Origin of the sequence: Pseudomonas sp. PSKL.D1, assembly GCF_028898945.1 — a bacterium.
Lineage (GTDB): Bacteria > Pseudomonadota > Gammaproteobacteria > Pseudomonadales > Pseudomonadaceae > Aquipseudomonas.
The window spans coordinates 3,887,539-3,909,292 of sequence record NZ_CP118607.1 but is presented as its reverse complement, the minus strand read 5'-3'; the positions used below and the strand labels follow the sequence as shown (position 1 = coordinate 3,909,292).

Below are 21,754 nucleotides of genomic sequence, written 5' to 3'. Positions count from 1 at the left end.
ATGGCTATCGAGATCAAAGCCCCAACCTTCCCGGAATCGGTTGCCGACGGCACCGTTGCCACCTGGCACAAGCAGCCGGGCGAAGCCGTCAAGCGTGACGAGCTGATCGTCGACATCGAAACCGACAAGGTCGTCCTGGAAGTGCTGGCCACCGCCGACGGCGTGCTGGGTGCCATCGTCAAGGGCGAGGGCGACACCGTCCTGTCCGACGAAGTGCTGGGTTCGATCGTTGAAGGTGGTGCTGCCGCCGCTGCTCCAGCTGCTGCTCCGGCCGCTGCTGCCCCGGCTGCCGCCGCTGCCGATGCTGGTGAAGACGACCCGGTCGCCGCACCTGCCGCCCGCAAGCTGGCTGAAGAAAACGGCATCGACCTGGCTACCGTTGCCGGCACCGGCAAAGGTGGCCGCATCACCAAGGAAGACGTCGTTGCTGCCGTCGCCAACAAGAAGTCGGCCCCTGCCGCTGCGCCGGCTGCCAAGCCTGCTGCCGCTGCTGCTGCCCCGGTTGTGGTTGCCGCTGGCGACCGCACCGAGAAGCGCGTGCCGATGACCCGCCTGCGTGCCAAGATCGCCGAGCGTCTGGTCGAAGCCCAGTCGAGCATGGCCATGCTGACCACCTTCAACGAAGTCGACATGACCGAAGTCATGGCCCTGCGTTCGAAGTACAAGGACCTGTTCGAGAAGACCCACAACGGCGTGCGCCTGGGCTTCATGTCGTTCTTCGTCAAGGCTGCCACCGAAGCTCTGAAGCGCTTCCCGGCCGTTAACGCCTCGATCGACGGCAACGACATCGTCTACCACGGCTATGCCGACGTCGGCGTTGCCGTCTCCAGCGACCGTGGCCTGGTGGTTCCTGTGCTGCGCAACGCCGAATCGATGAGCCTGGCTGAAATCGAGAACGGCATCGCCACCTTCGGCAAGAAGGCCCGTGACGGCAAGCTGTCCATCGAAGAGATGACCGGCGGCACCTTCACCATCACCAACGGTGGTACCTTCGGCTCGATGATGTCGACCCCGATCGTCAACCCGCCGCAGGCTGCCATCCTGGGCATGCACAACATCATCCAGCGTCCGATGGCCATCAACGGTCAGGTCGTCATCCGCCCGATGATGTACCTGGCGCTGTCGTACGATCACCGCCTGATCGATGGCAAGGAAGCGGTAACCTTCCTGGTCACCATCAAGAACCTGCTGGAAGATCCGTCTCGCCTGCTGCTGGACATCTAATCGCGCAGCTGTAAGCTGCAAGCGGCAAGCTTCAAGTCGAAGCCTGTCTGTCTTGCGGCTTGCAGCTTGCCGCTTGAAGCTCACAAGGAATCTTTTATGACCCAGAAATTTGACGTAGTGGTGATTGGTGCAGGTCCTGGCGGCTATGTAGCTGCCATCAAGGCTGCCCAGCTCGGTCTGAAGACTGCCTGTATCGAGAAGTACACCGACGCCGAGGGCAAGCTGGCCCTGGGTGGCACCTGCCTGAACGTAGGCTGCATTCCCTCCAAGGCGCTGCTGGACAGCTCCTGGAAGTACAAGGAAGCCAAAGAGAGCTTCAACGTACACGGTATCTCCACTGGCGAAGTGAAGATGGACGTTGCCGCGATGGTTGGCCGCAAGGCTGGCATCGTCAAGAACCTGACCGGTGGCGTTGCCACTCTGTTCAAGGCCAACGGCGTTACTTCGATCCAGGGCCACGGCAAGCTGCTGGCTGGCAAGAAAGTCGAAGTCACCAAGGCTGACGGCACCACCGAAGTCATCGAAGCCGAAAACGTGATCCTGGCATCCGGCTCGCGCCCGATCGACATTCCGCCGGCTCCGGTCGACCAGAACGTCATCGTCGACTCCACCGGCGCCCTGGAATTCCAATCGGTACCGAAACGCCTGGGCGTGATCGGTGCTGGCGTCATCGGCCTGGAGCTGGGTTCGGTCTGGGCTCGCCTGGGCGCTGAAGTCACTGTTCTGGAAGCGCTGGACACCTTCCTGATGGCTGCCGACACCGCTGTGTCGAAAGAAGCCCAGAAGACCCTGACCAAGCAAGGCCTGGACATCAAGCTGGGCGCTCGCGTCACCGGCTCGAAAGTGAACGGCAACGAAGTCGAAGTCACCTACACCAACGCCGAAGGCGAGCAGAAGATCACCTTCGACAAGCTGATCGTTGCCGTTGGTCGTCGCCCGGTGACCACCGACCTGCTGGCCACTGACAGCGGCGTTAACATCGACGAGCGTGGCTACATCTTCGTCGACGATCACTGCGCTACCAGCGTACCGGGCGTGTACGCCATCGGTGACGTGGTACGCGGCATGATGCTGGCACACAAGGCCTCGGAAGAGGGCATCATGGTTGTCGAGCGCATCAAGGGCCACAAAGCCCAGATGAACTACGACCTGATCCCGTCGGTTATCTACACCCACCCGGAAATCGCGTGGGTCGGCAAGACCGAACAAGCCTTGAAGGCAGAGGGTGTTGAGGTTAACGTAGGCACCTTCCCGTTCGCGGCCAGCGGCCGTGCGATGGCAGCCAACGACACCGGTGGTTTCGTCAAGGTCATCGCTGATGCCAAGACCGACCGCGTACTGGGTGTGCACGTGATTGGCCCATCCGCTGCCGAACTGGTACAGCAGGGCGCGATCGCAATGGAATTCGGCACCAGTGCCGAGGATCTGGGCATGATGGTCTTCAGCCATCCAACCCTGTCCGAAGCGTTGCATGAAGCAGCGCTGGCAGTGAATGGCGGCGCCATTCACGTGGCCAACCGTAAGAAGCGTTAATTATAAGAAACCACGGCGGGCTGCCCGTCGTGAGTCTTGCGTGCATGACTCACCGCGGAACGTTCGCCGGACCGGACTACACGGGATAACCCGGGGTTAACGGTCACAGGTGGTGCGGCGCCAGCAATGGCGCAGCGCCGAAGCGCAGTACCTAACGAAGACGGTAAAAAGCATGAATCTTCACGAGTATCAGGGTAAGCAGCTGTTCGCTGAATACGGCCTGCCAGTTTCCAAGGGTTTCGCAGTCGACACCCCTGAGCAAGCGGCAGAAGCCTGCGACAAGATCGGTGGTTCGGAGTGGGTCGTCAAAGCCCAGGTCCACGCCGGTGGTCGCGGTAAAGCGGGCGGCGTCAAGCTGGTTCGCAGCAAGGAAGACGCCAAGGCGTTCGCTGCACAGTGGTTGGGCAAGAATCTGGTTACCTACCAGACCGATGCCAACGGTCAACCCGTCTCCAAGATTCTGGTCGAATCCTGCACTGACATCGCCAAAGAGCTGTACCTGGGCGCTGTAGTGGACCGTTCGAGCCGCCGTATCGTGTTCATGGCCTCCACCGAAGGTGGCGTGGACATCGAGAAAGTCGCTCACGAAACACCTGAGAAAATCCTCAAGGCCACCATCGACCCACTGGTCGGCGCTCAGCCGTTCCAAGGCCGTGAGCTGGCATTCCAGCTGGGCCTGGAAGGCAAGCAAGTTCAACAGTTCGCCAAGATCTTCGTAGGCCTGGCCAAACTGTTCAAGGATCACGACCTGGCTCTGCTGGAAGTGAACCCGCTGGTGATCAAGGCCGACGGCGACCTGCACTGCCTCGATGCCAAGATCAACATCGACGCCAACGCCATGTACCGTCAGCCCAAGCTGAAGACCTTCCACGACCCGTCCCAGGACGACGCCCGTGAAGCCCACGCTGCCAAGTTCGAACTGAACTACGTAGCGCTGGAAGGCAACATCGGCTGCATGGTCAACGGTGCCGGCCTGGCCATGGGTACCATGGACATCGTCAACCTGCACGGCGGCAAGCCAGCCAACTTCCTCGACGTTGGCGGCGGCGCTACCAAAGAGCGCGTTACCGAAGCGTTCAAGATCATTCTGTCCGACAGCAATGTCGCGGCCGTTCTGGTCAACATCTTCGGCGGCATCGTTCGCTGCGACATGATTGCCGAAGGCATCATCGGTGCAGTGAAAGAAGTCGGCGTCAAAGTACCGGTTGTTGTTCGCCTTGAAGGCAACAACGCCGAACTGGGCGCTAAAGTACTGGCAGAAAGCGGTTTGAACATCATTGCGGCAACCAGCCTGACCGACGCTGCTCAACAAGTTGTCAAAGCTGCGGAGGGCAAGTAATGAGCGTCCTGATCAATAAAGACACCAAAGTCATCTGCCAGGGCTTCACCGGCTCGCAGGGTACCTTCCATTCCGAGCAAGCCATCGCCTACGGCACCAAGATGGTCGGCGGCGTTACCCCGGGCAAGGGTGGCACCACCCACCTGGGCCTGCCGGTGTTCAACACCGTCAAGGAAGCCGTGGAAGCTACCGGCGCTGACGCTTCGGTCATCTACGTTCCGGCTCCGTTCTGCAAGGACTCGATCCTGGAAGCGGCCTTCGGCGGCATCAAGCTGATCGTCTGCATCACCGAAGGCATTCCTACCCTGGACATGCTGGATGCCAAGGTCAAGTGCGACGAGCTGGGCGTTACCCTGATCGGCCCTAACTGCCCAGGCGTGATCACTCCGGGCGAGTGCAAGATCGGCATCATGCCAGGCCACATCCACCTGCCAGGCAAGGTCGGTATCGTTTCGCGTTCCGGCACCCTGACCTACGAAGCGGTCAAGCAGACCACCGACGCCGGCTTCGGCCAGTCGACCTGCGTGGGTATCGGTGGCGACCCGATCCCGGGCTCCAACTTCATCGACATCCTGAAGCTGTTCCAGGAAGACCCGAAGACCGAAGCGATCGTCATGATCGGTGAGATCGGCGGTTCGGCTGAAGAAGAAGCCGCGGCCTACATCAAGGCCAACGTCACCAAGCCAGTCGTTTCCTACATCGCCGGTGTTACCGCACCTGCGGGCAAGCGCATGGGTCACGCTGGCGCCATCATCTCCGGCGGCAAGGGCACTGCGGACGAGAAGTTCGCCGCCCTGCAGGACGCTGGTGTGAAAACTGTGCGTTCCCTGGCTGACATCGGCAAGGCCCTGGCCGAGCTGACTGGCTGGGAAGCCAAGAAGTAAGTAATACGTAGTACCCCCACGCGCACAGAGGCCACCTTCGGGTGGCCTTTGTCGTTGTTGGGTTAAGTTTTTCCTGTGACGGCCCTATCGCGGATAAATCCGCTCCTACAACGCATTCAACCTGTAGGAGCGGATTTATCCGCGATAGGGTCGTCACAGGTAATGAGCACTTTCGATCATTTAAATAGGATTCTTCACACAGACGAATGCCCATCCAACACCGATAATCCGCCCCGTCCTCGGTCACACAGACGACAAACATGTACGCACATCGGACAAGCAGCACCGTAACAGTGCGTTTGCCCGGTAAAACGGTTAATCTACGCGTTCACTCTGTGCCCGTACCCCAAAAGGGAACGACACGCTAAACGGGTCTGGCCTACCAAGCCGGGCAGCATTTCCCTCACCCATGGGGAAATCCCTTCTCGAATCCCGATTTCAGCAGTGTGGTACTTCCTTAAATGAAAGTGTTAAAAGGCCAGGACATCCTGGCACTTGGCTTTATGACGTTCGCGCTTTTTGTGGGCGCTGGCAATATCATCTTCCCGCCCATCGTCGGCCTGCAGTCCGGCCCGCATGTGTGGATGGCAGCGTTGGGCTTCCTGGTCACCGCCGTGGGCCTGCCGGTCATCACCGTGGTCGCCCTGGCCAAGGTCGGTGGCGGCATGGACGCCTTGAGCAGCCCGATCGGCAAGTTCTTCGGCGGCCTGCTGGCGGCTGTGTGCTACCTGTCGGTTGGCCCGCTGTTCGCCACCCCGCGCACCGCGACCGTGTCGTTCGAGGTGGGTGTGGCGCCGCTGACCGGTGAAAGCCCGCTGGCGCTGTTCCTGTACAGCCTGGTGTACTTCATCGTGGTGCTGGCGGTTTCCATGTATCCGGGCAAGTTGCTCGATACCGTGGGCCGCTTCCTGGCGCCGTTGAAGATCATCGCCCTGGCGGTGCTGGGCATTGCAGCCTTCGCGCTGCCGGCCGGCACCATGGGTGAAGCGCAGCCTGCGTATGCGGCGGCGGCGTTCTCCAAAGGCTTCTCCGACGGCTACCTGACCATGGACACCCTGGGTGCCCTGGTATTCGGTATCGTGATCGTCAACGCCATCCGCTCGCGCGGTGTGGAGTCGCCGAAGCTGATCACCCGCTATGCCATCATCGCCGGCCTGATCGCGGGTGTGGGCCTGGCGCTGGTGTACATCAGCCTGTTCCGCCTGGGGGCGGGCAGCCACGAGATCGCAGCCGGTGCCACCAACGGTGCGGCGGTACTGCATGCCTACGTGCAGCACACCTTCGGCTCGCTCGGCAGCGGCTTCCTCGCCGTGCTGATCGCCCTGGCGTGCCTGGTTACCGCGGTTGGCCTGACCTGTGCCTGCGCCGAATACTTCAGCCAGATTCTGCCGCTGTCGTACCGTGCACTGGTGGTGATCCTGGCGGGCTTCTCGCTGCTGATCTCCAACCTGGGCCTGACCAAGCTGATCATGTTCTCGATCCCGGTGCTCACGGCGATCTACCCACCGTGCATCGTGGTGGTGGGCCTGAGCTTCGTAAAAGACCTGTGGAACTCGCCGACCCGTATCCTGGCGCCGGTCATGCTGGTGTCACTGCTGTTTGGCATCGTCGATGCCATCAAGGGCAGCACCATCGCCCACGTGCTGCCAGACTTCATGGCGCACTTGCCGCTGAGCGACCAGGGCCTGGCCTGGCTGGTGCCTTCGGTGGTGACGCTGGCCGGTGCCGTGGTGTGCGACCGCATGCTCGGCAAGCCGCGCGAAGCGTTGGCCTGATGGGTTGAAGCCTGAGGGCGTCACCGGCCACAAGCCGTAGGGTGTACGCCAAGGGTGGAAGCTTGAAAACCCCGTGTCCGTGAGGATGCGGGGTTTTTTGTGCGCCTGTTCTGGCCTCATCGCGGCTAAAGCCGCTCCTACAATGGCCAGCGCAGCACATGTAGGAGCGGCTTTAGCCGCGATGAGGCCGCAACAGGCGCCACAAATTACGGCGCCAACGTGTGCCTTTTTCCGCTCGCCAACGTCGAAACTGCACCTGCCCCTCAGGACCCGTGCATGAACTTCATCCAGAACAACCTCAGCAACCTGTTGGCCCTCTGCTGGTTCGCCCTGTGCTGGGGCGGCTACACCCGCTACGCCATCTGGAAAGGCCGCGACACCGCGTGCCTGGCCAGCGTACTGCACCTGTACCGTGAAGACTGGATGCGCCGCATGTTGCTGCGCGACAACCGTATCGCCGACGCCAGTGTGATCGGTAATCTGGAGCGCAACGCCTCGTTCTTCGCGTCCAGTACGCTGATTATCCTGGCCGGTATCCTCACCGTGCTGGGTGCGTCGGACCGCGCGCTGTCATTGCTGGCCGATTTGCCACTGGTGCAACAGGCCTCTCAAGGGATGTCGGAGATCAAGTTGCTGTGCCTGGCAGCGGTGTTCGTCTATGCGTTCTTCACCTTCAGCTGGTGCATGCGCCAGTACAACTTCGCAGCCGTGCTGGTAGGTTCTGCACCGATGATCGGCGAGCGACTGGTCAATGAGCTGGAGCGCAAGGCATTTGCTTCGAGGGCGGCGCGGGTATTGTCACTGGCTGCAAACCAGTTCAACTTCGGCCTGCGTTCATATTACTTCGGCATGGCCATGCTGACGTGGTTCATCAGCCCCTGGTTGTTCATGGTGACGAGTGTGGGGGTTGTACTGATTCTTTACCGTCGCGAATTCCATTCCGATGTATTGGATGTCATGGTGTTCACCCCAACGGAAAGTAGCCCGGCAGAAACGGTTAATTCCTGAAACGTTTAACCTGCAAGTAACAGGCACAAAAAAACCCGACGTTGTCGGGTTTTTTTGTTTAACGCGATTACTGCTTGGCAGGCTCGGCCGGGGTAACAGGCGCAGCCGGAGTAGCCGGTGCGGCTTCTTCAGCGGCCTTCTGCTCGGCTTCGGCCTGATCTTTGGCGGCTTCGGCGTTTTCCTTGGCAGCGTCGTTCATTTTATCCTGAGCTTCGCCCATCTTTTCCTGGGCTTGCTCGGCGTGTTGCTGTGCGTCTTGGGCTTTGTCTTCGCTCGCTTTATCGCAAGCAGCCAGGCCCATGGCAGCAGCCAGCATCAGAGCAAAAGCAAATGGTTTACGCATGGGGGTGTTTCTCCTTGGTGGAATAACTGACTTGTTCCTTCGAGTTCAGCGGTGCGGGATAAGTTCCACGAATGTTGCAGATATATAAAGCATTGCCCTGTATAGACTTTTTATTAATTTTATGCCGCAGCGGTGTTGATCATGGAAGCAGGGAAGAGCGATACAAGCTTGATGGCCATGGCCGAGCGATTTCTATCGGCGCTCAAACATTGCCAGTTGTTGCAGATGCAAGTGGCCCATGCAGATGCTGACGGCATGACATTAATGCTGCCTTGGTCGCCAGCCATCGTCGGTAACCCGCAAACGGGGGCCGTGCATGGCGGGGCACTGACCACACTGATGGACACCACCTGCGGCATGGCCACGCTGTGCGTACTGCCACGCTTCGAGGTTTGCCCGACTCTGGACCTGCGCATCGACTACATGCACCCGGCCGAGGCGGGCAAGCCGATCTACGGCCATGCCCAATGCTATCGGGTGACCCGCGACGTGATCTTCACGCGGGGCAGCGCCTATCAGGACGACCCCAGCCAGCCGATTTGCCAGGTGGTAGGCACCTTCATGCGCCTGGGGCAGGAGATAAAGGGCGGTATCCGCTTCGGCAACAGCCTCAAGGCAGGTGACGCATGATTCCGCAGGATGTGCGCAAGCGCCTCAATGAGGCCCACGCCGTGGGTGACTACCAGCCGCTGTTGGCGCTTATCCCCTATGCCGGCCTGATCGGCATCCAGTGCGAGCGCCAGGGCGATGACCTGTTGTTCCGCCTGCCGGCCAGCGAGGACAACATCGGCAACCCGCTGCTGCCGGCCATCCATGGGGGTGTGATCGCCGGTTTCATGGAGCTGTCGGCTGCGTTGTACCTGTTGATCTACAGCGAAAGCGCGAGCATTCCGAAGATCATCGATTTTTCCATCGATTACCTGCGCGCCGGGCACTACCGCGACACGTACGCGCAGTGCCAGCTGTGGCGCCAGGGCCGGCGGGTGACCAATGTTGCCATCACCGCCTGGCAGGGCGACCGTCAATCACCCATCGCCACCGCCCGTGCACATTTCAAGATAGAACCGGAAAAGCCCTTGAAATCATCCGGGCAGCCCCCATCTGCATGACATCCGCCACTCAAGCAGGCCGAATCGGCTGCCGGGCGCCACCTGCCATCAGATCGGAGTTTCGAAGACCATGACTGTGGAAACACAAAAGGAAACACTGGGCTTCCAGACCGAGGTGAAGCAACTGCTGCACCTCATGATTCATTCGCTGTACTCGAACAAGGAGATCTTCCTGCGTGAGCTGATCTCCAACGCCTCCGACGCCGCGGACAAGCTGCGTTTCGAAGCGCTGGCCAAGCCTGAGCTGCTGGAGGGCGACGCCGATCTGAAAATTCGCCTGAGCTTCGACAAGGACGCCGGCACCGTCACCCTCGAGGACAACGGCATCGGCATGAGCCGCGACGATGTGATCGCCCACCTGGGCACCATCGCCAAGTCTGGCACGGCCGACTTCATGAAAAACCTCACCGGCGACCAGAAGAAGGATTCGCACCTGATCGGCCAGTTCGGTGTGGGCTTCTATTCGGCCTTCATCGTCGCCGACAAGGTCGACGTGTATAGCCGTCGTGCCGGCCAGCCTGCGGAGCAGGGTGTGCACTGGTCGTCCAAGGGCGAGGGTGACTTCGAAGTTGCCACCGTCGAGAAGCCACAGCGCGGTACCCGTATCGTCCTGCACCTGAAAAAGGACGAGCAGGAGTTTGCCGATGGCTGGCGCCTGCGCAACGTGGTCAAGAAGTACTCCGACCACATTGCCCTGCCTATCGAGTTGCCGAAAGAACAGGAAGCCGCCGAAGGCGAAGAGAAGCCGGCTCAGGAGTGGGAAACCGTCAACCGCGCCAGCGCGCTGTGGACCCGCCCGCGTACCGAGATCAAGGACGAGGAATACCAGGAGTTCTACAAGCACATCGGTCACGACTTTGAAAACCCGCTGGCCTGGGCCCACAACAAGGTCGAAGGCAAGCTCGAATACAACTCGCTGCTGTATGTGCCGGCCCGCGCGCCGTTCGACCTGTACCAGCGCGAGGCGCCACGCGGCCTGAAACTGTACGTGCAGCGCGTGTTCATCATGGACCAGGCCGAGTCGTTCCTGCCGCTGTACCTGCGCTTCATCAAGGGCGTGGTGGACTCCAACGACCTGTCGCTGAACGTGTCGCGCGAAATCCTGCAGAAAGACCCGATCATCGACTCGATGAAAACCGCGCTGACCAAGCGCGTGCTGGACATGCTGGAGAAGCTGGCCAAGAACGAGCCCGAGCAGTACAAGGGCTTCTGGAAAAACTTCGGCCAGGTGCTGAAGGAAGGCCCGGCCGAGGACTTCGCCAACAAAGAGAAAATCGCCGGCCTGCTGCGCTTTGCCTCCACCCAGGACGACAGCGGCGAGCAGAGCGTTGCCCTGGCTGATTACCTGGCCCGCGCCAAAGAAGGCCAGGACAAGATCTACTACCTCACCGGCGAGTCGTACGCGCAGGTCAAGAACAGCCCGCACCTGGAAGTCTTCCGCAAGAAAGGCATCGAAGTACTGCTGCTGACCGACCGCATCGACGAGTGGCTGATGAGCTACCTGAACGAATTCGATGGCAAGGCCTTTGTCGACGTCGCCCGTGGCGACCTGGACCTGGGCAACCTGGATTCCGAAGAAGACAAAAAGGCCCAGGAAGAAGTCGCCAAGGACAAGGAAGGCCTGGTCGAGCGCCTCAAGGGTGCGCTGGGTGACAGCGTTGCCGAGGTGCGTGTTTCCCACCGCCTGACCGACTCGCCGGCGATTCTGGCCATCGGTGAGCAGGACCTGGGCCTGCAGATGCGTCAGATCCTGGAAGCCAGCGGCCAGAAAGTGCCGGATTCCAAGCCGATCTTCGAGTTCAACCCAACCCATCCGCTGATAGAGAAGCTGGACAACGAGCAGAGCGAAGACCGCTTTGCCGAGCTGTCGCACATTCTCTTCGATCAGGCCGCACTGGCCGCGGGTGACAGCCTGAAAGACCCGGCAGCCTACGTTCGTCGCCTGAACAAGCTGTTGGTCGAACTGTCTGCTTGAGTTGATGCAAGGAAAGCCCGCTTCGGCGGGCTTTTTTAATGGTGAGCCTTAAGGAGTGCTGATGAGCAAGGTAATCGTCGAGTCGCTGGTTTATCACCTGGCTGGCAAAACCTACGAGAGCCGCCTGGTTTACGAGCCGGGCGCGCTGCCCAAGCCGGGGCTGGTGATGGCGCCTAACTGGATGGGCATTGGCGAAGGTGCCGAGCGCATCGCCAAGGAAGTGGCCGAGAAGGGTTATGTGGTGTTGATTGCCGACCTGTACGGCCAATCGGTGCGCCCGTCCAATGCCGACGAGGCCGGGGCGGCGATGATGCCGCTGAAGAACGACCGTGGCGAGCTGCGCAAGCGCATGCAGGAAGCGTTGGCGCAGTTGCTAGGGCAGTCCAGGGCTTTGCTGGAGCCTGGCAAGGTGGCCACCTTTGGCTTCTGCTTCGGGGGTTGCTGTGCCTTGGAACTGGCGCGTACCGGCGCTGACCTGAAGGCTGCGGTGTCGTTCCACGGCACGCTGGACACCCCGAACTCGGAAGATGCCAAACGCATAAAGGGCTCGGTGCTGGTGCTGCATGGCGCGTCCGACCCACTGGTGCCGAGCGAGCAGTTGCCGGCGTTCGAAGCCGAGATGAACGCGGCCAAGGTCGACTGGCAGTTGGTCAGCTACGGCGGCGCGGTGCATTCGTTCACCGACCCGCATGCCAATGTGCCGGGCAAGATGCAGTATGACCGCCGGACCTCGGAGCGGGCGTTCCGGGCGATGCATAACCTGCTGGGCGAAGTGTTCCACGGTTGACAGTAATGGGGCTGCAAAGCAGCCCCAGCGGTCATCGAGGCAACTCAATCCTCGAAATCTCCCCTGGCACGCTTGGCCAATCCCCTGCCGCCCACCTCTCCCTGGCCCGCTCAATCAGTTCCTGGTCGCTGGCCACAAAATTCCAGTTCATCCGCCGCGGCCCATCCAGCGGCGCGCCACCAATCAGCACCAGTTGGCATTCCCCTTCGGCATACAGCGTCACCGTTTCCCCCTCCGGCAACACCACCAGGCTACAGGGCTCGACGTCCTCATCGTCCATCTTCAATTCGCCATCAAGCACATACAGCGCCCGCTGCGCATGTTCGTCAGGCACCAGCAGCGTGGTCGCCGGCTGCATCGCCACATGCGCATACAGGGTAGGGGACTGCACCGGCACCGGCGATTCCAGGCAAAAGCCGCTACCCGCAATCATGCAGATGCGCACGCCCAGGCTATCGCTGACCGGCAAGCTCGCTGCCGGGTGGTGGCTGTACTGCGGCTCACCCTGCTCAAGCGCCTGCGGCGAGGCCAGCCATACCTGCAGCCCGTGCAGGCGCGAGCCGTGGGCCAGCGCATCTTCGGGCGTGCGCTCCACATGTGCGACACCTTTGCCGGCCGTCATCCAGCTCACATCCCCTGGCAGCACGCGTTGGTCCGACCCGAGGCTGTCCTTGTGCAGGATCGCCCCTTCAAACAGGTAGGTCAGCGTTGAAAGCCCGATGTGCGGGTGCTGGCGGATGTCCATGCCATGGCCGGGCGCATAGTCCGTTTCCAGCATGTGATCGAAGAACACGAATGGCCCGACACTGCGGCATTGGGCCGACGGCAGTGGGCGCAAAATCGGCTGCCCCTCGACCGATTCGGCGCGTGGGCGGATGACCAGGGGGCTGCTCATGGCGGGCTCCGGTGTTGGCGGGAAGGCCTACAGCATAACGGGTTGCCTGGCGTGGCTGAACTGCTACGTCGCGCTGCCGGTCTACCCTGTTCTTATCCATCAGAGGACGCTGCCCGATGATTGCCCGAGCATTGGCCTGCATGCTGTTGTCCGGTTGTTTGTGTCAGGCCGCCCAGGCGCGTGACTACCGCTACAGCGACGCTCACCTGCACTACGTGGACTTCTTTCAGGAAACCGAGGGCATGCCTGCGCTGATCAAGGCCATGGACCAGGCCGGCATCGAGCACTCGATGATTTCCGGCATCCCGGTGGCCAAGAAATGGCATGAAGACGAACCCAAGCGCCCGCGTTATTACGCCGGCGACGATGCCGACGCCTATTGGTACAGCGCCACGGATACCTACGTGGCAGCAGCCCTTGAAAAACTGCCTGCCGAACAACGGCGGCGGTTTCACCCGTTCCTGACAGGCTTCAATCCGGTGGACAAGAATGCGGTGACCCACATCGAGCGCATGCTCGAACTGTACCCCGGGTTGTGGCAGGGCATCGGCGAAGTGTTCACCCGCCACGATGACCTGACAGCCCTCACCAGCGGCGATACCCCGCGCGCCAACAACGAAGCCATGACCCGTATCTACCACCTGGCCGCTGAGCGCGACATGCCGGTGCTGGTGCATTCCAACATCACTTCCAAGCGCGAGCGCAACCCGCTGTACTTGGCAGAGATCGAAGAGCCGCTGCGCAATCACCCGCACACCCGCTTCATTTGGGCGCATGCCGGCAGCAGCATGGAAATTCACCGGCACCAGACGCAGATGGATTTTTTGCTGCCCGTGCTGAGCCGGTTGCTGGCGGATTACCCGAATTTGTATGTGGATCTTTCGTGGAGTGTGCTGGAGCCGTACTTGCTGGATGACAAAGGCGTGCCGCGCAAGGGGTGGGTGGCTTTGGTGGAAAAGCACCCGGACAGGTTCATGCTGGGGTCGGATGTGGTGGGGCGGTTTGGCAGCGTGGGTGAGCAGATGAATGGGTTCAAGCCGTTTCTGGATGCGTTGCCTGAAGATGTGGCCAAAAAGGTGGCAAGGGATAACTTTTTGGCGGTGTTGCCAAAGGGGAGGTGAGTTGCCTGTGCGGGCGTCTCGCGGATAAATCCGCTCCTACAAGGACCGTGTAGGAGCGGATTTATCCGCGAGACGCCAGCACAGGCCACACAAAAAAACACCCCGAACCAGTCGGGGCGTTTTGATTACAGCAGCTAAACCTTACTTGCCTTCCCAGCGCTTGAGCACCAGGGTAGCGTTGGTGCCACCAAAGCCGAAGCTGTTGCTCATGACCGTGTCGATCTTGGCGTTTTCTTCGGTTTTGCGCAGTACTGGCAGGTCGGCGACCTCAGGGTCCAGCTCATCGATGTTGGCGGAGCCGGCGATGAAGTTGTTTTCCATCATCAGCAGGCAGTAGATCGCCTCGTGCACGCCAGCGGCGCCCAGCGAGTGGCCCGACAGGCTCTTGGTCGAGCTGATCTTCGGTGCCTTGTCGCCGAACACTTCACGCACACCTTTCATCTCGGCAACGTCGCCAACCGGGGTGGAGGTGCCGTGGGTGTTCAGGTAGTCGATCGGGGTGTCGACGGTGCTCAGGGCCTGCTGCATGCAGCGGATGGCGCCTTCGCCGCTCGGTGCGACCATGTCGTAGCCGTCGGAAGTCGCGCCGTAGCCGACGATTTCAGCGTAGATCTTGGCGCCACGGGCCAGGGCGTGTTCCAGCTCCTCGACCACCACCATGCCGCCACCGCCAGCGATGACAAAGCCATCACGGTCGGCGTCGTAGGCGCGCGAGGCGAGCTCAGGGGTTTCGTTGCGCTTGGTCGACAGGGCGCCCATGGCATCGAACAGGAACGACTGGCTCCAGTGCTCTTCTTCACCGCCACCGGCGAAGACGATGTCCTGCTTGCCCCACTGGATCTGCTCCAGTGCGGTACCGATGCAGTGTGCCGAGGTGGCGCAGGCCGACGAGATCGAGTAGTTGATGCCCTTGATCTTGAACGGGGTAGCCAGGCACGCCGACACGGTGCTGCCCATGGTGCGGGTGACACGGTATGGGCCCACGCGCTTGACGCCCTTCTCACGCAGGGTGTCCAGCGCTTCCATCTGGTTCAGGGTCGAAGCGCCGCCGGAGCCGGCCACCAGGCCGGTGCGCGGGTTCGAAACCTGCTCTTCGGTCAGGCCGGCATCCTTGATGGCGTCCTGCATCGCCAGGTAGGCGTAGGCAGCCGCGTGGCCGACGAAGCGGTAAACCTTGCGGTCGATCAGTTCTTCGAGGTTGAGGTCGATGGACCCGGAAACCTGGCTGCGCAGCCCCATTTCCTTGTATTCCGGGTTGTAACGGATACCCGGACGGCTGTTACGCAGGTTTTCGGTGACGGTAGCTTTGTCATTGCCCAGGCACGATACGATGCCCAGACCAGTGATAACGACGCGGCGCATGCGAATAACCCTTAGAAATTGTCAGTGGAGGTGAACACGCCGACCCGCAGGCCTTCGGCAGTGTAGATCTCGCGGCCGTCGACGCTGACCGAGCCATCGGCGATGGCCATGTTCAGCTTGCCCTTCAGGACGCGCTTGATGTGAATGCTGTAGGTGACTTTCTTGGCGGTAGGCAATACCTGGCCAAAGAATTTCACTTCGCCCGAACCCAGCGCACGGCCACGGCCCGGCAGGCCTTGCCAGCCGAGGAAGAAGCCGACCAGCTGCCACATGGCGTCAAGGCCCAGGCAGCCCGGCATTACCGGGTCGCCTTCGAAGTGGCAGGCGAAAAACCACAGGTCCGGGGTGATATCCAGCTCGGCGACCAATTCACCTTTGCCGTACTTGCCGCCTTCTTCGCTGATATGGGTGATGCGATCGACCATCAGCATGTTCGGCGCGGGCAGTTGCGCATTACCTGGGCCGAACAGCTCACCGCGACTGCAGCGCAGCAGGTCTTCCCGAGTAAAGGCGTGTTGTTTGGTCATGCGAGCTCCTCAATAACCCCCTGTGGGCAGGGGATGAATCTTCCCGGCCGGCCCGTGGTACGTCGACTTACGGGGCGGCAGCCTACAGGTAGACTATTGCGTTGTGGTGAAAGTCACAGCGCACCTGGCGAAAGAAGTACAGGTGTGCACTGAAACGTCTATTTTCAGGGCCGACGAAGGTCCTGTCCAGTGTTTAAGACTGCCGCACTTTAGCATTTATCGCCAGTCGCGGCTGCCTGGCCGGGCAACCAACGTTGCAATACCCGCTGCAAATCGGTGCGGCGGAAGGGTTTGCTCAGGTAATCGTTCATGCCGGCGGCCATGCAGCGCTCACGGTCACCCTGCAAGGCATTGGCCGTCAAGGCGATGATCGGTAGCTCGCCGCCGTTGGGCAGCAGGCGGATGTGCCGGGTGGCTTCGTAGCCGTCCATCTCGGGCAAGCGGCAATCCATCAAAATGGCGGCAAAACGCTGCTGGCTGACCTGTTCCACCGCCTGCAGGCCGTCGTGAGCAATGCTGACTTCAAGCCCCAGGCTGCGCAACATGGCTTCGATGACGCTTTGATAGACCGGATTGTCCTCCACAAGCAGGATGCGCTCGCCCTCGTTCAACGGGGCAGCCTCCGCCTGCGCGCCAGGCAGGGGCGCCGGTTCGACGCTGGCCAGGGCCAGCGGCATCTCCAGGGTAAAGGTCGACCCCGAACCCACCCGGCTCTCGCCACGCAGTTTGCCACCCATGCGTTCGGCCAGGGTGCGGGCGATCGACAGCCCAAGGCCGGTGCCGCCGTAGCGCCGGGAGATCGAGCTGTCGGCCTGCTGGAACGCGACGAACATCATTTCCAGGCGTTCGTTGTCGATACCGATGCCCGTGTCGCGCACGCTGCAGGTCAGCCACAGCAGTTGCCGGTCGAGCGCCTGCCAGCGAGCCACCACCTGAACCTGGCCGTGTTCCGTGAACTTCAGCGCATTGCCGATCAGGTTGAGCAAAATCTGGCGGATGCGGGTGGGGTCGCCATTGACCGCCGGGGGTTCGGCGTCGGCCGGCAGTTGCAGTTGCAGATCCAGGCCCCGCTGCTGGGCGCTGTGCTGGAACGACTGCACGCTGCTGGCAATGATTTCGCCAAGGTTGAAGTCGATGTGCTCCAGTTGCAGGGTGGTGCGTTCGATGCGCGAGAAGTCGAGAATGTCGTTGATCACCTTCAGCAGGTGCCCGGTAGACTCGCTGGCCACTGCCGTGTAGTCGGCCTGCTCGCTGGTCAGTTGAGTGGTTTCCAGCAGTTGCAGCATGCCCAGCACACCGTTCATGGGCGTGCGCAATTCGTGGCTCATCATGGCCAGGAATTCCGACTTGGCGCCGTTGGCCTGCTCGGCCTCTTCACGCGCCTGGATGAGCTGGGCGATGGCTTGCTTCTGCTCGGCGCTGGCCTGTTCCAGCGCGCTGGCCAGGTTGTTGATGTGGCGCGCCAGGTGGCCCAGTTCGCTGTCATCGACCACCGGCAGCGGCGCGTTGTATTCCCCTTGCTGAATGGCCTTTACTGCGTGACCCATGTCGCTGATCGGCTTGGCCAGGCTCATGGCCAGGCGGCGCGCGAGCAAGAAGGTGAACAGCAGGGCGAACAGCGCCAGGATGCCGGCCTTGATGACGATTTCCTGCTGGCGCTGGCTGAAGGCGTCGTCCGACATGCCCACGATCACCCGGCCCAGGTAATCGTCCCCAATGGCCGGCGTTGCCGCCTTGCCCTGTTGCAGGAAGTCGCTATCCAGGCGGATTTGCTGCAGGCGGATCGGCGCCTGGAACACCTCCACGCGCTGTGCGCGGTTGGCGCTTTCGTCGGCCTGCTCGACGTACACCAGAATGTGGTTGCGGCTGTCCTGCACCTCCAGGAAGCGCACATGGGGAATGCTCAGCGTGGCGCGCATCAGGCCTTCAAGCACTTCGTTGTTGCCGGAGATCACCCCATACTCCGATGCCGGGGCCAGCTGGTTGGCGATCAGTTGCCCGGTGTGGTTCAGCTCCTGTCGCAAGTCCTGAATACGTACGAAGGTGAAGAAGCTGATCAGCAGCAAGGTCAGCAGCAGTGCGGGGCCCAGGCTGATGATCTGGGTGCGGGTGTGGATGTCCCAGCTCATGCGAGTGCTCATGGGGTGGGTTCTCCTTCGGCAAGCGCCTTGGCGGCGGCGTCCGGGTTGATGGCCTCAAGGCCCAGTGCACGCGCCACCTGCTGGTTGCCGCTGACACCGAAGCGGGCCGGGTACAGGCTGCGCGGCCAGCGCGCGGGCGGGTGGTCGAGCAGCTGGTCCAGCACCGCCAGCCAGTCGTCCTGGTCGCTGTAGGTGCTGGCCAAAGCACCGGCACGCACAAAGCCGGCATTGGGGCCGATCAGTGCCATTTGCCGGCCGTAGCTGCTAAGCAGCAGGTTTTTGGCAGTCTTGGAGTTGTACAAGTCGGCATCGTCCAGGCCCAACAGCACGTCGCTGTTGCCCAGCAGGTGCTGCAGGGGGCGGCTGTCACGTGGGTCGTCCCAGTCCTGGGCGACGATTTCCAGGCCCAGCGAACGGGCGGCCAAGCGCAGTTCGTCCAGCAAGAAGTGGCTGTGTTGGCCATACAGCACGCCAATGCGCTGGGCCTGGGGCAGCAGGTAGCGGGCCAGGCGCAGTTGCCGCGCCAGCGGCGGGTCGCTCCAGAGCAAGGTCAGGAATGCAGGGCGGGACTTTCCCAGGCGTTGCTCAGCCTGCACCCGGCTGATGCGCATGGCCAGGGCAGGCGGGCCGGCGCTTTCTGCCAGGCGCCACTCCAGCGCGGCACTATCAAGCAGAATCAGGCGCTGGTCGGCTTTCAGCTGGCCAGGCCGGGGCAGTTCGGCGACGGTCTGGAACCGCACCTGATCATGGCTGCGGCGGCTTTCGAGTGCCGCGACGAAGCTGCGGATGCCGGGCTGGTCATCACCGCCGACCAACAGGATTTCGCTGGCGGACAGCGACCCCAGTGGCCAGAGGCAGAACAGCAGCAGGCGCAGCAGTAGGGCCATCAGAATTCCAGCTCCGCGCTCACGCTCAGGCGGTGACGGCTGTCGTACCGGTTGTCGGCGGTGGTGATCGGTTCGTCATCCAGGCGCTGTTGCCACAACGCAGCCAGCTCCAGGTTGCTGCCCTGAATGCGAAAACGCTTGGCAACCCGCAGGTCTACGCGCTCGTAGCGGTATTCGTTCAGCGCATCGTCGCCGTAGTAGAACACTGCACTGGACCAGCCGCCGCCCCACTCGCGCATCCAGCCTGCCGAGCCGCTGTTGCGCGCGGTATTGGCGCTGTCGGCCGGGTTACTGGCCCAGGCGTCGACGTAGGCGTAGGTGAAGCGCAGGCGGTCGCGCCGGGTGGGGCGCCAGTCCAGCTGCACCTCGCTGCCGCTGAAGCGGGCCTTGTTGGCGTTGCTGGCGATGTACTGGTTGTTGCGCAACGGTTCGCTGATCATTCCGGTGATCTCGTCGTAGAACAGCTTCACATCCATGTTCAGGTCGATGTCGCTGAACTGGCCGTTATAGCCCAGCTCACGGGAGCGCATGCGTTCCTGGTCGAGGTTGCCCGGGCCGCGTGTCTTGACGAAGTATTCGCCGTGCTGCTGGCCGAAGGCGGGTGGGGTCAGGTTCCTGACCGTGTAGCTCCAGTTGACGTTGTTCTCGAACATGTCGGGCGAGCGCACCGCCTCGGAATACACTGCCCGCAGGCCGTGGCGTGGGGTGATCAGGTAGTTCACCGCCATGCGCGGGGTCAGTGAGCTGCCCGACAGTTGCGAGTCCTCGAACATTGCGCCGCCCTGGACAATCCAGTGCTCGTCGGCACGCCACTCCAGTTGGCCGAACAAGCGCCAGGTCTGGTCATCCAGGCTGCCGTCGAAATAGGTTGCCGAGTCGGCGCGATCATAGCGGAAGTTCATGCCGCTTAGCAGGCGCAGGCTGTCGGTGAGGCTCAGGGTGTCCTGGACTTCCAGGTCATAGCGGGTTTCGCGGGTGCTCTGGTCCACGTCGCCGCACACCACGTTGCTGCCGCCCTGGTTGTTCCACTGGTCACGAATCGCGTTGACCAGCGCCTGTTCCTCGGGGTTGCTGCTGCTGGGCGGATTGTTGGCGCCGCGCGCCACCTGCTCGGCAAAGTTGGGGTTGAGCTGCCACAGGCGGGTCAACTCCGGGCTGAACGCCAGCGCGGCGTCACAGGCGCGCCACACCTGCTGGCGGTCGAAATGCTGGGCCGAGCCCTGCACGTACAGGCTGTGCTCGGGGTTGAAATCGATGTTCCAGCGCACCGAGCCTGCGTAATCCTTGGCGTTGACGTCGGCATTGTTGCCGCTTTCGGTGACGAAGGGGAACACCGGCTGGTAGGTGTAGGGGCGCTGGTTGCTGCCTTCTTTGGCCGCCAGTTGCCATTCCAGGGTCTGGTTCGGCGCCAGGGTGTGGTTGACGCTGAGGTTGAAGCGGTTCAGGCGGCGGCTGTCGCGGTAGTCCTGGCCAAGCTGATTGGTGTCGAAACCGTCGTCTTTCTGGCCCGACACCGACAGGCGCATGTCACCGCCGTCCCAGCCTTCACCGTGGCTCAGGTAATAGTCGTCGATGCCATCCTGGCCGCGGGTCAGCTTCATGCGCGTGCCGTGGCTGTCGGCCGGGTTGCGGGTGAGGATGTTGACCACCGCCATCAGCGCGTTGGCGCCGTAGCTGACGGTGTTGGGGCCGCGGAACACCTCGATGCGTTCGATGTCCTCCAGGGCGACCGGGATGTCGCTCCAGTCCACCGTGGCCAGGCCCGCGCGGTACACCGAGCGGCCATCGATCAGCACCTGCATGCGCCGGGCCTGTTCGACGTTGCTGCCGTGGTAGTTGACCGTTGGCTGGTTGCCGGCGCCGTAGCCGATCATCATGCCCGGCACCAGGCGCAGCAGCTCGGGGATGTCGCGGGCGCCGCTGGCGCGGATCAGCTCGCTGTCTAGCACGGTCATGCTGCCGGGCACTGCGGCCGGGGATTGTTTAAGGCGCGTGGCGGTCAGTACCTGTGGCAGGTCGGTGTTGTCGGTGAACAGGTCGTCGGCCATGACCGGGCCGCCGAGCAGGGCAGTCAGCAACAGCAGGCGAGGGTAGGGGGGCGTGCCTGGGAACACGATACGGCCTTGTATCAGAGTTGAAACAGGCATGGTAACTGACTGTGGGGGTTTTGCCAGTGGAGGTCTGCGGCCTGATGAATTTGACAGGGAAAGAGCGTCCGGGAGCGCTAAGGATTTACCGTTAGCGGCAGTCGACTACGACGCTGGGCAGAGATATCAAAAAGTTGGAGACGTTTACTTGGACTTCAGAGCGGGCTTGCTACGGACCACAATGTCATCGAGCCAGGCATTGGTTTTAAGGGCTTCTGATTCGGGCGTGATGACTCTGACCTTGAGAAACGGTGTGTTTAGTACGCCGCTGCTGAACAAACCTAAGTTCTGAGCGCTCGGCATAGTCTCCTGTGTGCTGATGAGGGTTGTGCCCCCCAGGTCGGAATAAAATTCGACTTTAAGTTTACTTGGAGCTGAACTCCCGCAGACAAAGGCGAAACTGATCTCATAGGCAGCCTGTTTGAGGTCCAAGTCCACGGTGCCGAAAAACTCTATCCCAAGATGGTATCCGCTGAGGCCATCCCATTCCGGTGAGTTATCGATATAGCATGGTTTTCTCCAGGCCAGGACAGTCAGCCCTGGCAGTTTTAGTTCGAGCCCTTCCTCGATTTCAGTTTGACTGCTAATGCTGCTGAAGTCTTCCAGGGTACATGTGGTGTTGGTCATTTCAGTTGCCCTGCTTTGTGTGTGGGGCTTTAGGTTAAAGGCAGAGCTTTTGATTTTAAACTGACAAAAA

General features: G+C 61.5%; 19 protein-coding genes. 11 read left to right on the top strand and 8 right to left on the bottom strand.

Annotated elements, in window-relative coordinates:
• The 6 genes from odhB (at position 1) to PVV54_RS17335 (ending at position 7,763) form a co-directional block, all read left to right on the top strand.
• Positions 1–1,224, top strand: a complete 1,224-nt coding sequence (gene odhB, locus PVV54_RS17360; RefSeq protein WP_274906442.1) for a 2-oxoglutarate dehydrogenase complex dihydrolipoyllysine-residue succinyltransferase — start codon at positions 1–3, stop codon at positions 1,222–1,224.
• 96 nt (positions 1,225–1,320) lie between these two features.
• Positions 1,321–2,757 carry a dihydrolipoyl dehydrogenase gene (lpdA, locus tag PVV54_RS17355; RefSeq protein WP_274906441.1) on the top strand — a complete coding sequence of 479 codons (1,437 nt, stop codon included), beginning with the start codon at positions 1,321–1,323 and terminating at the stop codon, positions 2,755–2,757.
• Between the two features lie 172 nt (positions 2,758–2,929).
• Positions 2,930–4,096 carry an ADP-forming succinate--CoA ligase subunit beta gene (sucC, locus tag PVV54_RS17350; RefSeq protein WP_011534748.1) on the top strand — a complete coding sequence of 389 codons (1,167 nt, stop codon included), beginning with the start codon at positions 2,930–2,932 and terminating at the stop codon, positions 4,094–4,096.
• Positions 4,096–4,980, top strand: coding sequence for a succinate--CoA ligase subunit alpha (sucD, locus tag PVV54_RS17345; protein ID WP_016393102.1), 885 nt, complete (start codon positions 4,096–4,098; stop codon positions 4,978–4,980). The genes sucC and sucD overlap by 1 nt, the downstream gene beginning before the upstream one ends.
• A 461-nt stretch (positions 4,981–5,441) precedes the next feature.
• A complete protein-coding gene (gene brnQ / locus PVV54_RS17340) occupies positions 5,442–6,755 on the top strand; it encodes a branched-chain amino acid transport system II carrier protein (RefSeq protein WP_274906440.1) in 1,314 nt (437 codons plus the stop codon).
• 276 nt (positions 6,756–7,031) lie between these two features.
• On the top strand, positions 7,032–7,763 hold the full coding sequence (locus tag PVV54_RS17335) for a DUF599 domain-containing protein (RefSeq protein WP_274906439.1): 732 nt from the start codon (positions 7,032–7,034) through the stop codon (positions 7,761–7,763).
• A gap of 67 nt (positions 7,764–7,830) precedes the next feature.
• Here PVV54_RS17335 and PVV54_RS17330 read toward each other — a convergent pair whose 3' ends face one another.
• Positions 7,831–8,106 carry a hypothetical protein gene (locus PVV54_RS17330; protein WP_274906438.1) on the bottom strand — a complete coding sequence of 92 codons (276 nt, stop codon included), beginning with the start codon at positions 8,104–8,106 and terminating at the stop codon, positions 7,831–7,833.
• Positions 8,107–8,247: 141 nt separating this feature from the next.
• On the opposite strand from PVV54_RS17330, the gene PVV54_RS17325 reads away from it, so the two are divergent.
• The 4 genes from PVV54_RS17325 (at position 8,248) to PVV54_RS17310 (ending at position 11,977) form a co-directional block, all read left to right on the top strand.
• Complete coding sequence (locus PVV54_RS17325; RefSeq protein ID WP_274906437.1) at positions 8,248–8,736, top strand: PaaI family thioesterase; 489 nt, start codon at positions 8,248–8,250, stop codon at positions 8,734–8,736.
• Entirely contained in the window at positions 8,733–9,215 is a 483-nt protein-coding gene (locus PVV54_RS17320; RefSeq protein ID WP_274906436.1) for a PaaI family thioesterase, read from the top strand. Before PVV54_RS17325 ends, PVV54_RS17320 begins: the two co-directional genes overlap by 4 nt.
• 70 nt (positions 9,216–9,285) lie before the next feature.
• Positions 9,286–11,190 (top strand): molecular chaperone HtpG, encoded by a 1,905-nt coding sequence (gene htpG / locus PVV54_RS17315; RefSeq protein WP_274906435.1) that lies wholly within the window; start codon positions 9,286–9,288, stop codon positions 11,188–11,190.
• Between the two features lie 61 nt (positions 11,191–11,251).
• A complete protein-coding gene (locus PVV54_RS17310) occupies positions 11,252–11,977 on the top strand; it encodes a dienelactone hydrolase family protein (RefSeq protein ID WP_274906434.1) in 726 nt (241 codons plus the stop codon).
• Positions 11,978–12,008: 31 nt separating this feature from the next.
• Here the strand turns inward: PVV54_RS17310 and PVV54_RS17305 are convergent, their stop codons facing one another.
• Positions 12,009–12,872 (bottom strand): pirin family protein, encoded by an 864-nt coding sequence (locus PVV54_RS17305; protein ID WP_274906433.1) that lies wholly within the window; start codon positions 12,870–12,872, stop codon positions 12,009–12,011.
• A gap of 116 nt (positions 12,873–12,988) precedes the next feature.
• Between PVV54_RS17305 and PVV54_RS17300 the strand changes: the two genes are divergently transcribed.
• On the top strand, positions 12,989–13,993 hold the full coding sequence (locus PVV54_RS17300; protein WP_274906432.1) for an amidohydrolase family protein: 1,005 nt from the start codon (positions 12,989–12,991) through the stop codon (positions 13,991–13,993).
• 141 nt (positions 13,994–14,134) lie between these two features.
• Here the strand turns inward: PVV54_RS17300 and fabB are convergent, their stop codons facing one another.
• From fabB to PVV54_RS17270, 6 genes are all read right to left on the bottom strand, one after another.
• A complete protein-coding gene (gene fabB, locus PVV54_RS17295) occupies positions 14,135–15,355 on the bottom strand; it encodes a beta-ketoacyl-ACP synthase I (RefSeq protein WP_232883896.1) in 1,221 nt (406 codons plus the stop codon).
• Between the two features lie 11 nt (positions 15,356–15,366).
• Entirely contained in the window at positions 15,367–15,882 is a 516-nt protein-coding gene (gene fabA, locus PVV54_RS17290) for a 3-hydroxyacyl-[acyl-carrier-protein] dehydratase FabA (RefSeq protein ID WP_274906431.1), read from the bottom strand.
• A gap of 209 nt (positions 15,883–16,091) precedes the next feature.
• On the bottom strand, positions 16,092–18,023 hold the full coding sequence (locus tag PVV54_RS17285; protein WP_274906430.1) for an ATP-binding protein: 1,932 nt from the start codon (positions 18,021–18,023) through the stop codon (positions 16,092–16,094).
• Positions 18,020–18,910: an ABC transporter substrate-binding protein gene (locus tag PVV54_RS17280; protein WP_274906429.1), complete on the bottom strand. Its 891-nt coding sequence runs from the start codon at positions 18,908–18,910 to the stop codon at positions 18,020–18,022. Before PVV54_RS17280 ends, PVV54_RS17285 begins: the two co-directional genes overlap by 4 nt.
• Positions 18,910–21,057 carry a TonB-dependent receptor plug domain-containing protein gene (locus PVV54_RS17275; RefSeq protein WP_274906428.1) on the bottom strand — a complete coding sequence of 716 codons (2,148 nt, stop codon included), beginning with the start codon at positions 21,055–21,057 and terminating at the stop codon, positions 18,910–18,912. Before PVV54_RS17275 ends, PVV54_RS17280 begins: the two co-directional genes overlap by 1 nt.
• Positions 21,058–21,201: 144 nt before the next feature.
• The gene (locus PVV54_RS17270) at positions 21,202–21,684 is read right to left on the bottom strand and encodes a hypothetical protein (protein WP_274906427.1); all 483 of its coding nucleotides are present in this window, start codon (positions 21,682–21,684) and stop codon (positions 21,202–21,204) included.
• Between the last annotated feature and the right edge of the window lie 70 nt (positions 21,685–21,754).

Coding starts and splice junctions, on each gene's coding strand:
- PVV54_RS17275 (WP_274906428.1), bottom strand. CDS start 21,057: ATGCCTGTTTCAACTCTGATACAAGGCCGTATCGTGTTCCCAGGCACG.
- odhB (WP_274906442.1), top strand. CDS start 1: ATGGCTATCGAGATCAAAGCCCCAACCTTCCCGGAATCGGTTGCCGAC.
- PVV54_RS17300 (WP_274906432.1), top strand. CDS start 12,989: ATGATTGCCCGAGCATTGGCCTGCATGCTGTTGTCCGGTTGTTTGTGT.
- htpG (WP_274906435.1), top strand. CDS start 9,286: ATGACTGTGGAAACACAAAAGGAAACACTGGGCTTCCAGACCGAGGTG.
- fabB (WP_232883896.1), bottom strand. CDS start 15,355: ATGCGCCGCGTCGTTATCACTGGTCTGGGCATCGTATCGTGCCTGGGC.
- PVV54_RS17310 (WP_274906434.1), top strand. CDS start 11,252: ATGAGCAAGGTAATCGTCGAGTCGCTGGTTTATCACCTGGCTGGCAAA.
- PVV54_RS17280 (WP_274906429.1), bottom strand. CDS start 18,910: ATGGCCCTACTGCTGCGCCTGCTGCTGTTCTGCCTCTGGCCACTGGGG.
- PVV54_RS17325 (WP_274906437.1), top strand. CDS start 8,248: ATGGAAGCAGGGAAGAGCGATACAAGCTTGATGGCCATGGCCGAGCGA.
- sucD (WP_016393102.1), top strand. CDS start 4,096: ATGAGCGTCCTGATCAATAAAGACACCAAAGTCATCTGCCAGGGCTTC.
- PVV54_RS17320 (WP_274906436.1), top strand. CDS start 8,733: ATGATTCCGCAGGATGTGCGCAAGCGCCTCAATGAGGCCCACGCCGTG.
- brnQ (WP_274906440.1), top strand. CDS start 5,442: ATGAAAGTGTTAAAAGGCCAGGACATCCTGGCACTTGGCTTTATGACG.
- sucC (WP_011534748.1), top strand. CDS start 2,930: ATGAATCTTCACGAGTATCAGGGTAAGCAGCTGTTCGCTGAATACGGC.
- PVV54_RS17270 (WP_274906427.1), bottom strand. CDS start 21,684: ATGACCAACACCACATGTACCCTGGAAGACTTCAGCAGCATTAGCAGT.
- PVV54_RS17305 (WP_274906433.1), bottom strand. CDS start 12,872: ATGAGCAGCCCCCTGGTCATCCGCCCACGCGCCGAATCGGTCGAGGGG.
- fabA (WP_274906431.1), bottom strand. CDS start 15,882: ATGACCAAACAACACGCCTTTACTCGGGAAGACCTGCTGCGCTGCAGT.
- PVV54_RS17285 (WP_274906430.1), bottom strand. CDS start 18,023: ATGAGCACTCGCATGAGCTGGGACATCCACACCCGCACCCAGATCATC.
- lpdA (WP_274906441.1), top strand. CDS start 1,321: ATGACCCAGAAATTTGACGTAGTGGTGATTGGTGCAGGTCCTGGCGGC.
- PVV54_RS17330 (WP_274906438.1), bottom strand. CDS start 8,106: ATGCGTAAACCATTTGCTTTTGCTCTGATGCTGGCTGCTGCCATGGGC.
- PVV54_RS17335 (WP_274906439.1), top strand. CDS start 7,032: ATGAACTTCATCCAGAACAACCTCAGCAACCTGTTGGCCCTCTGCTGG.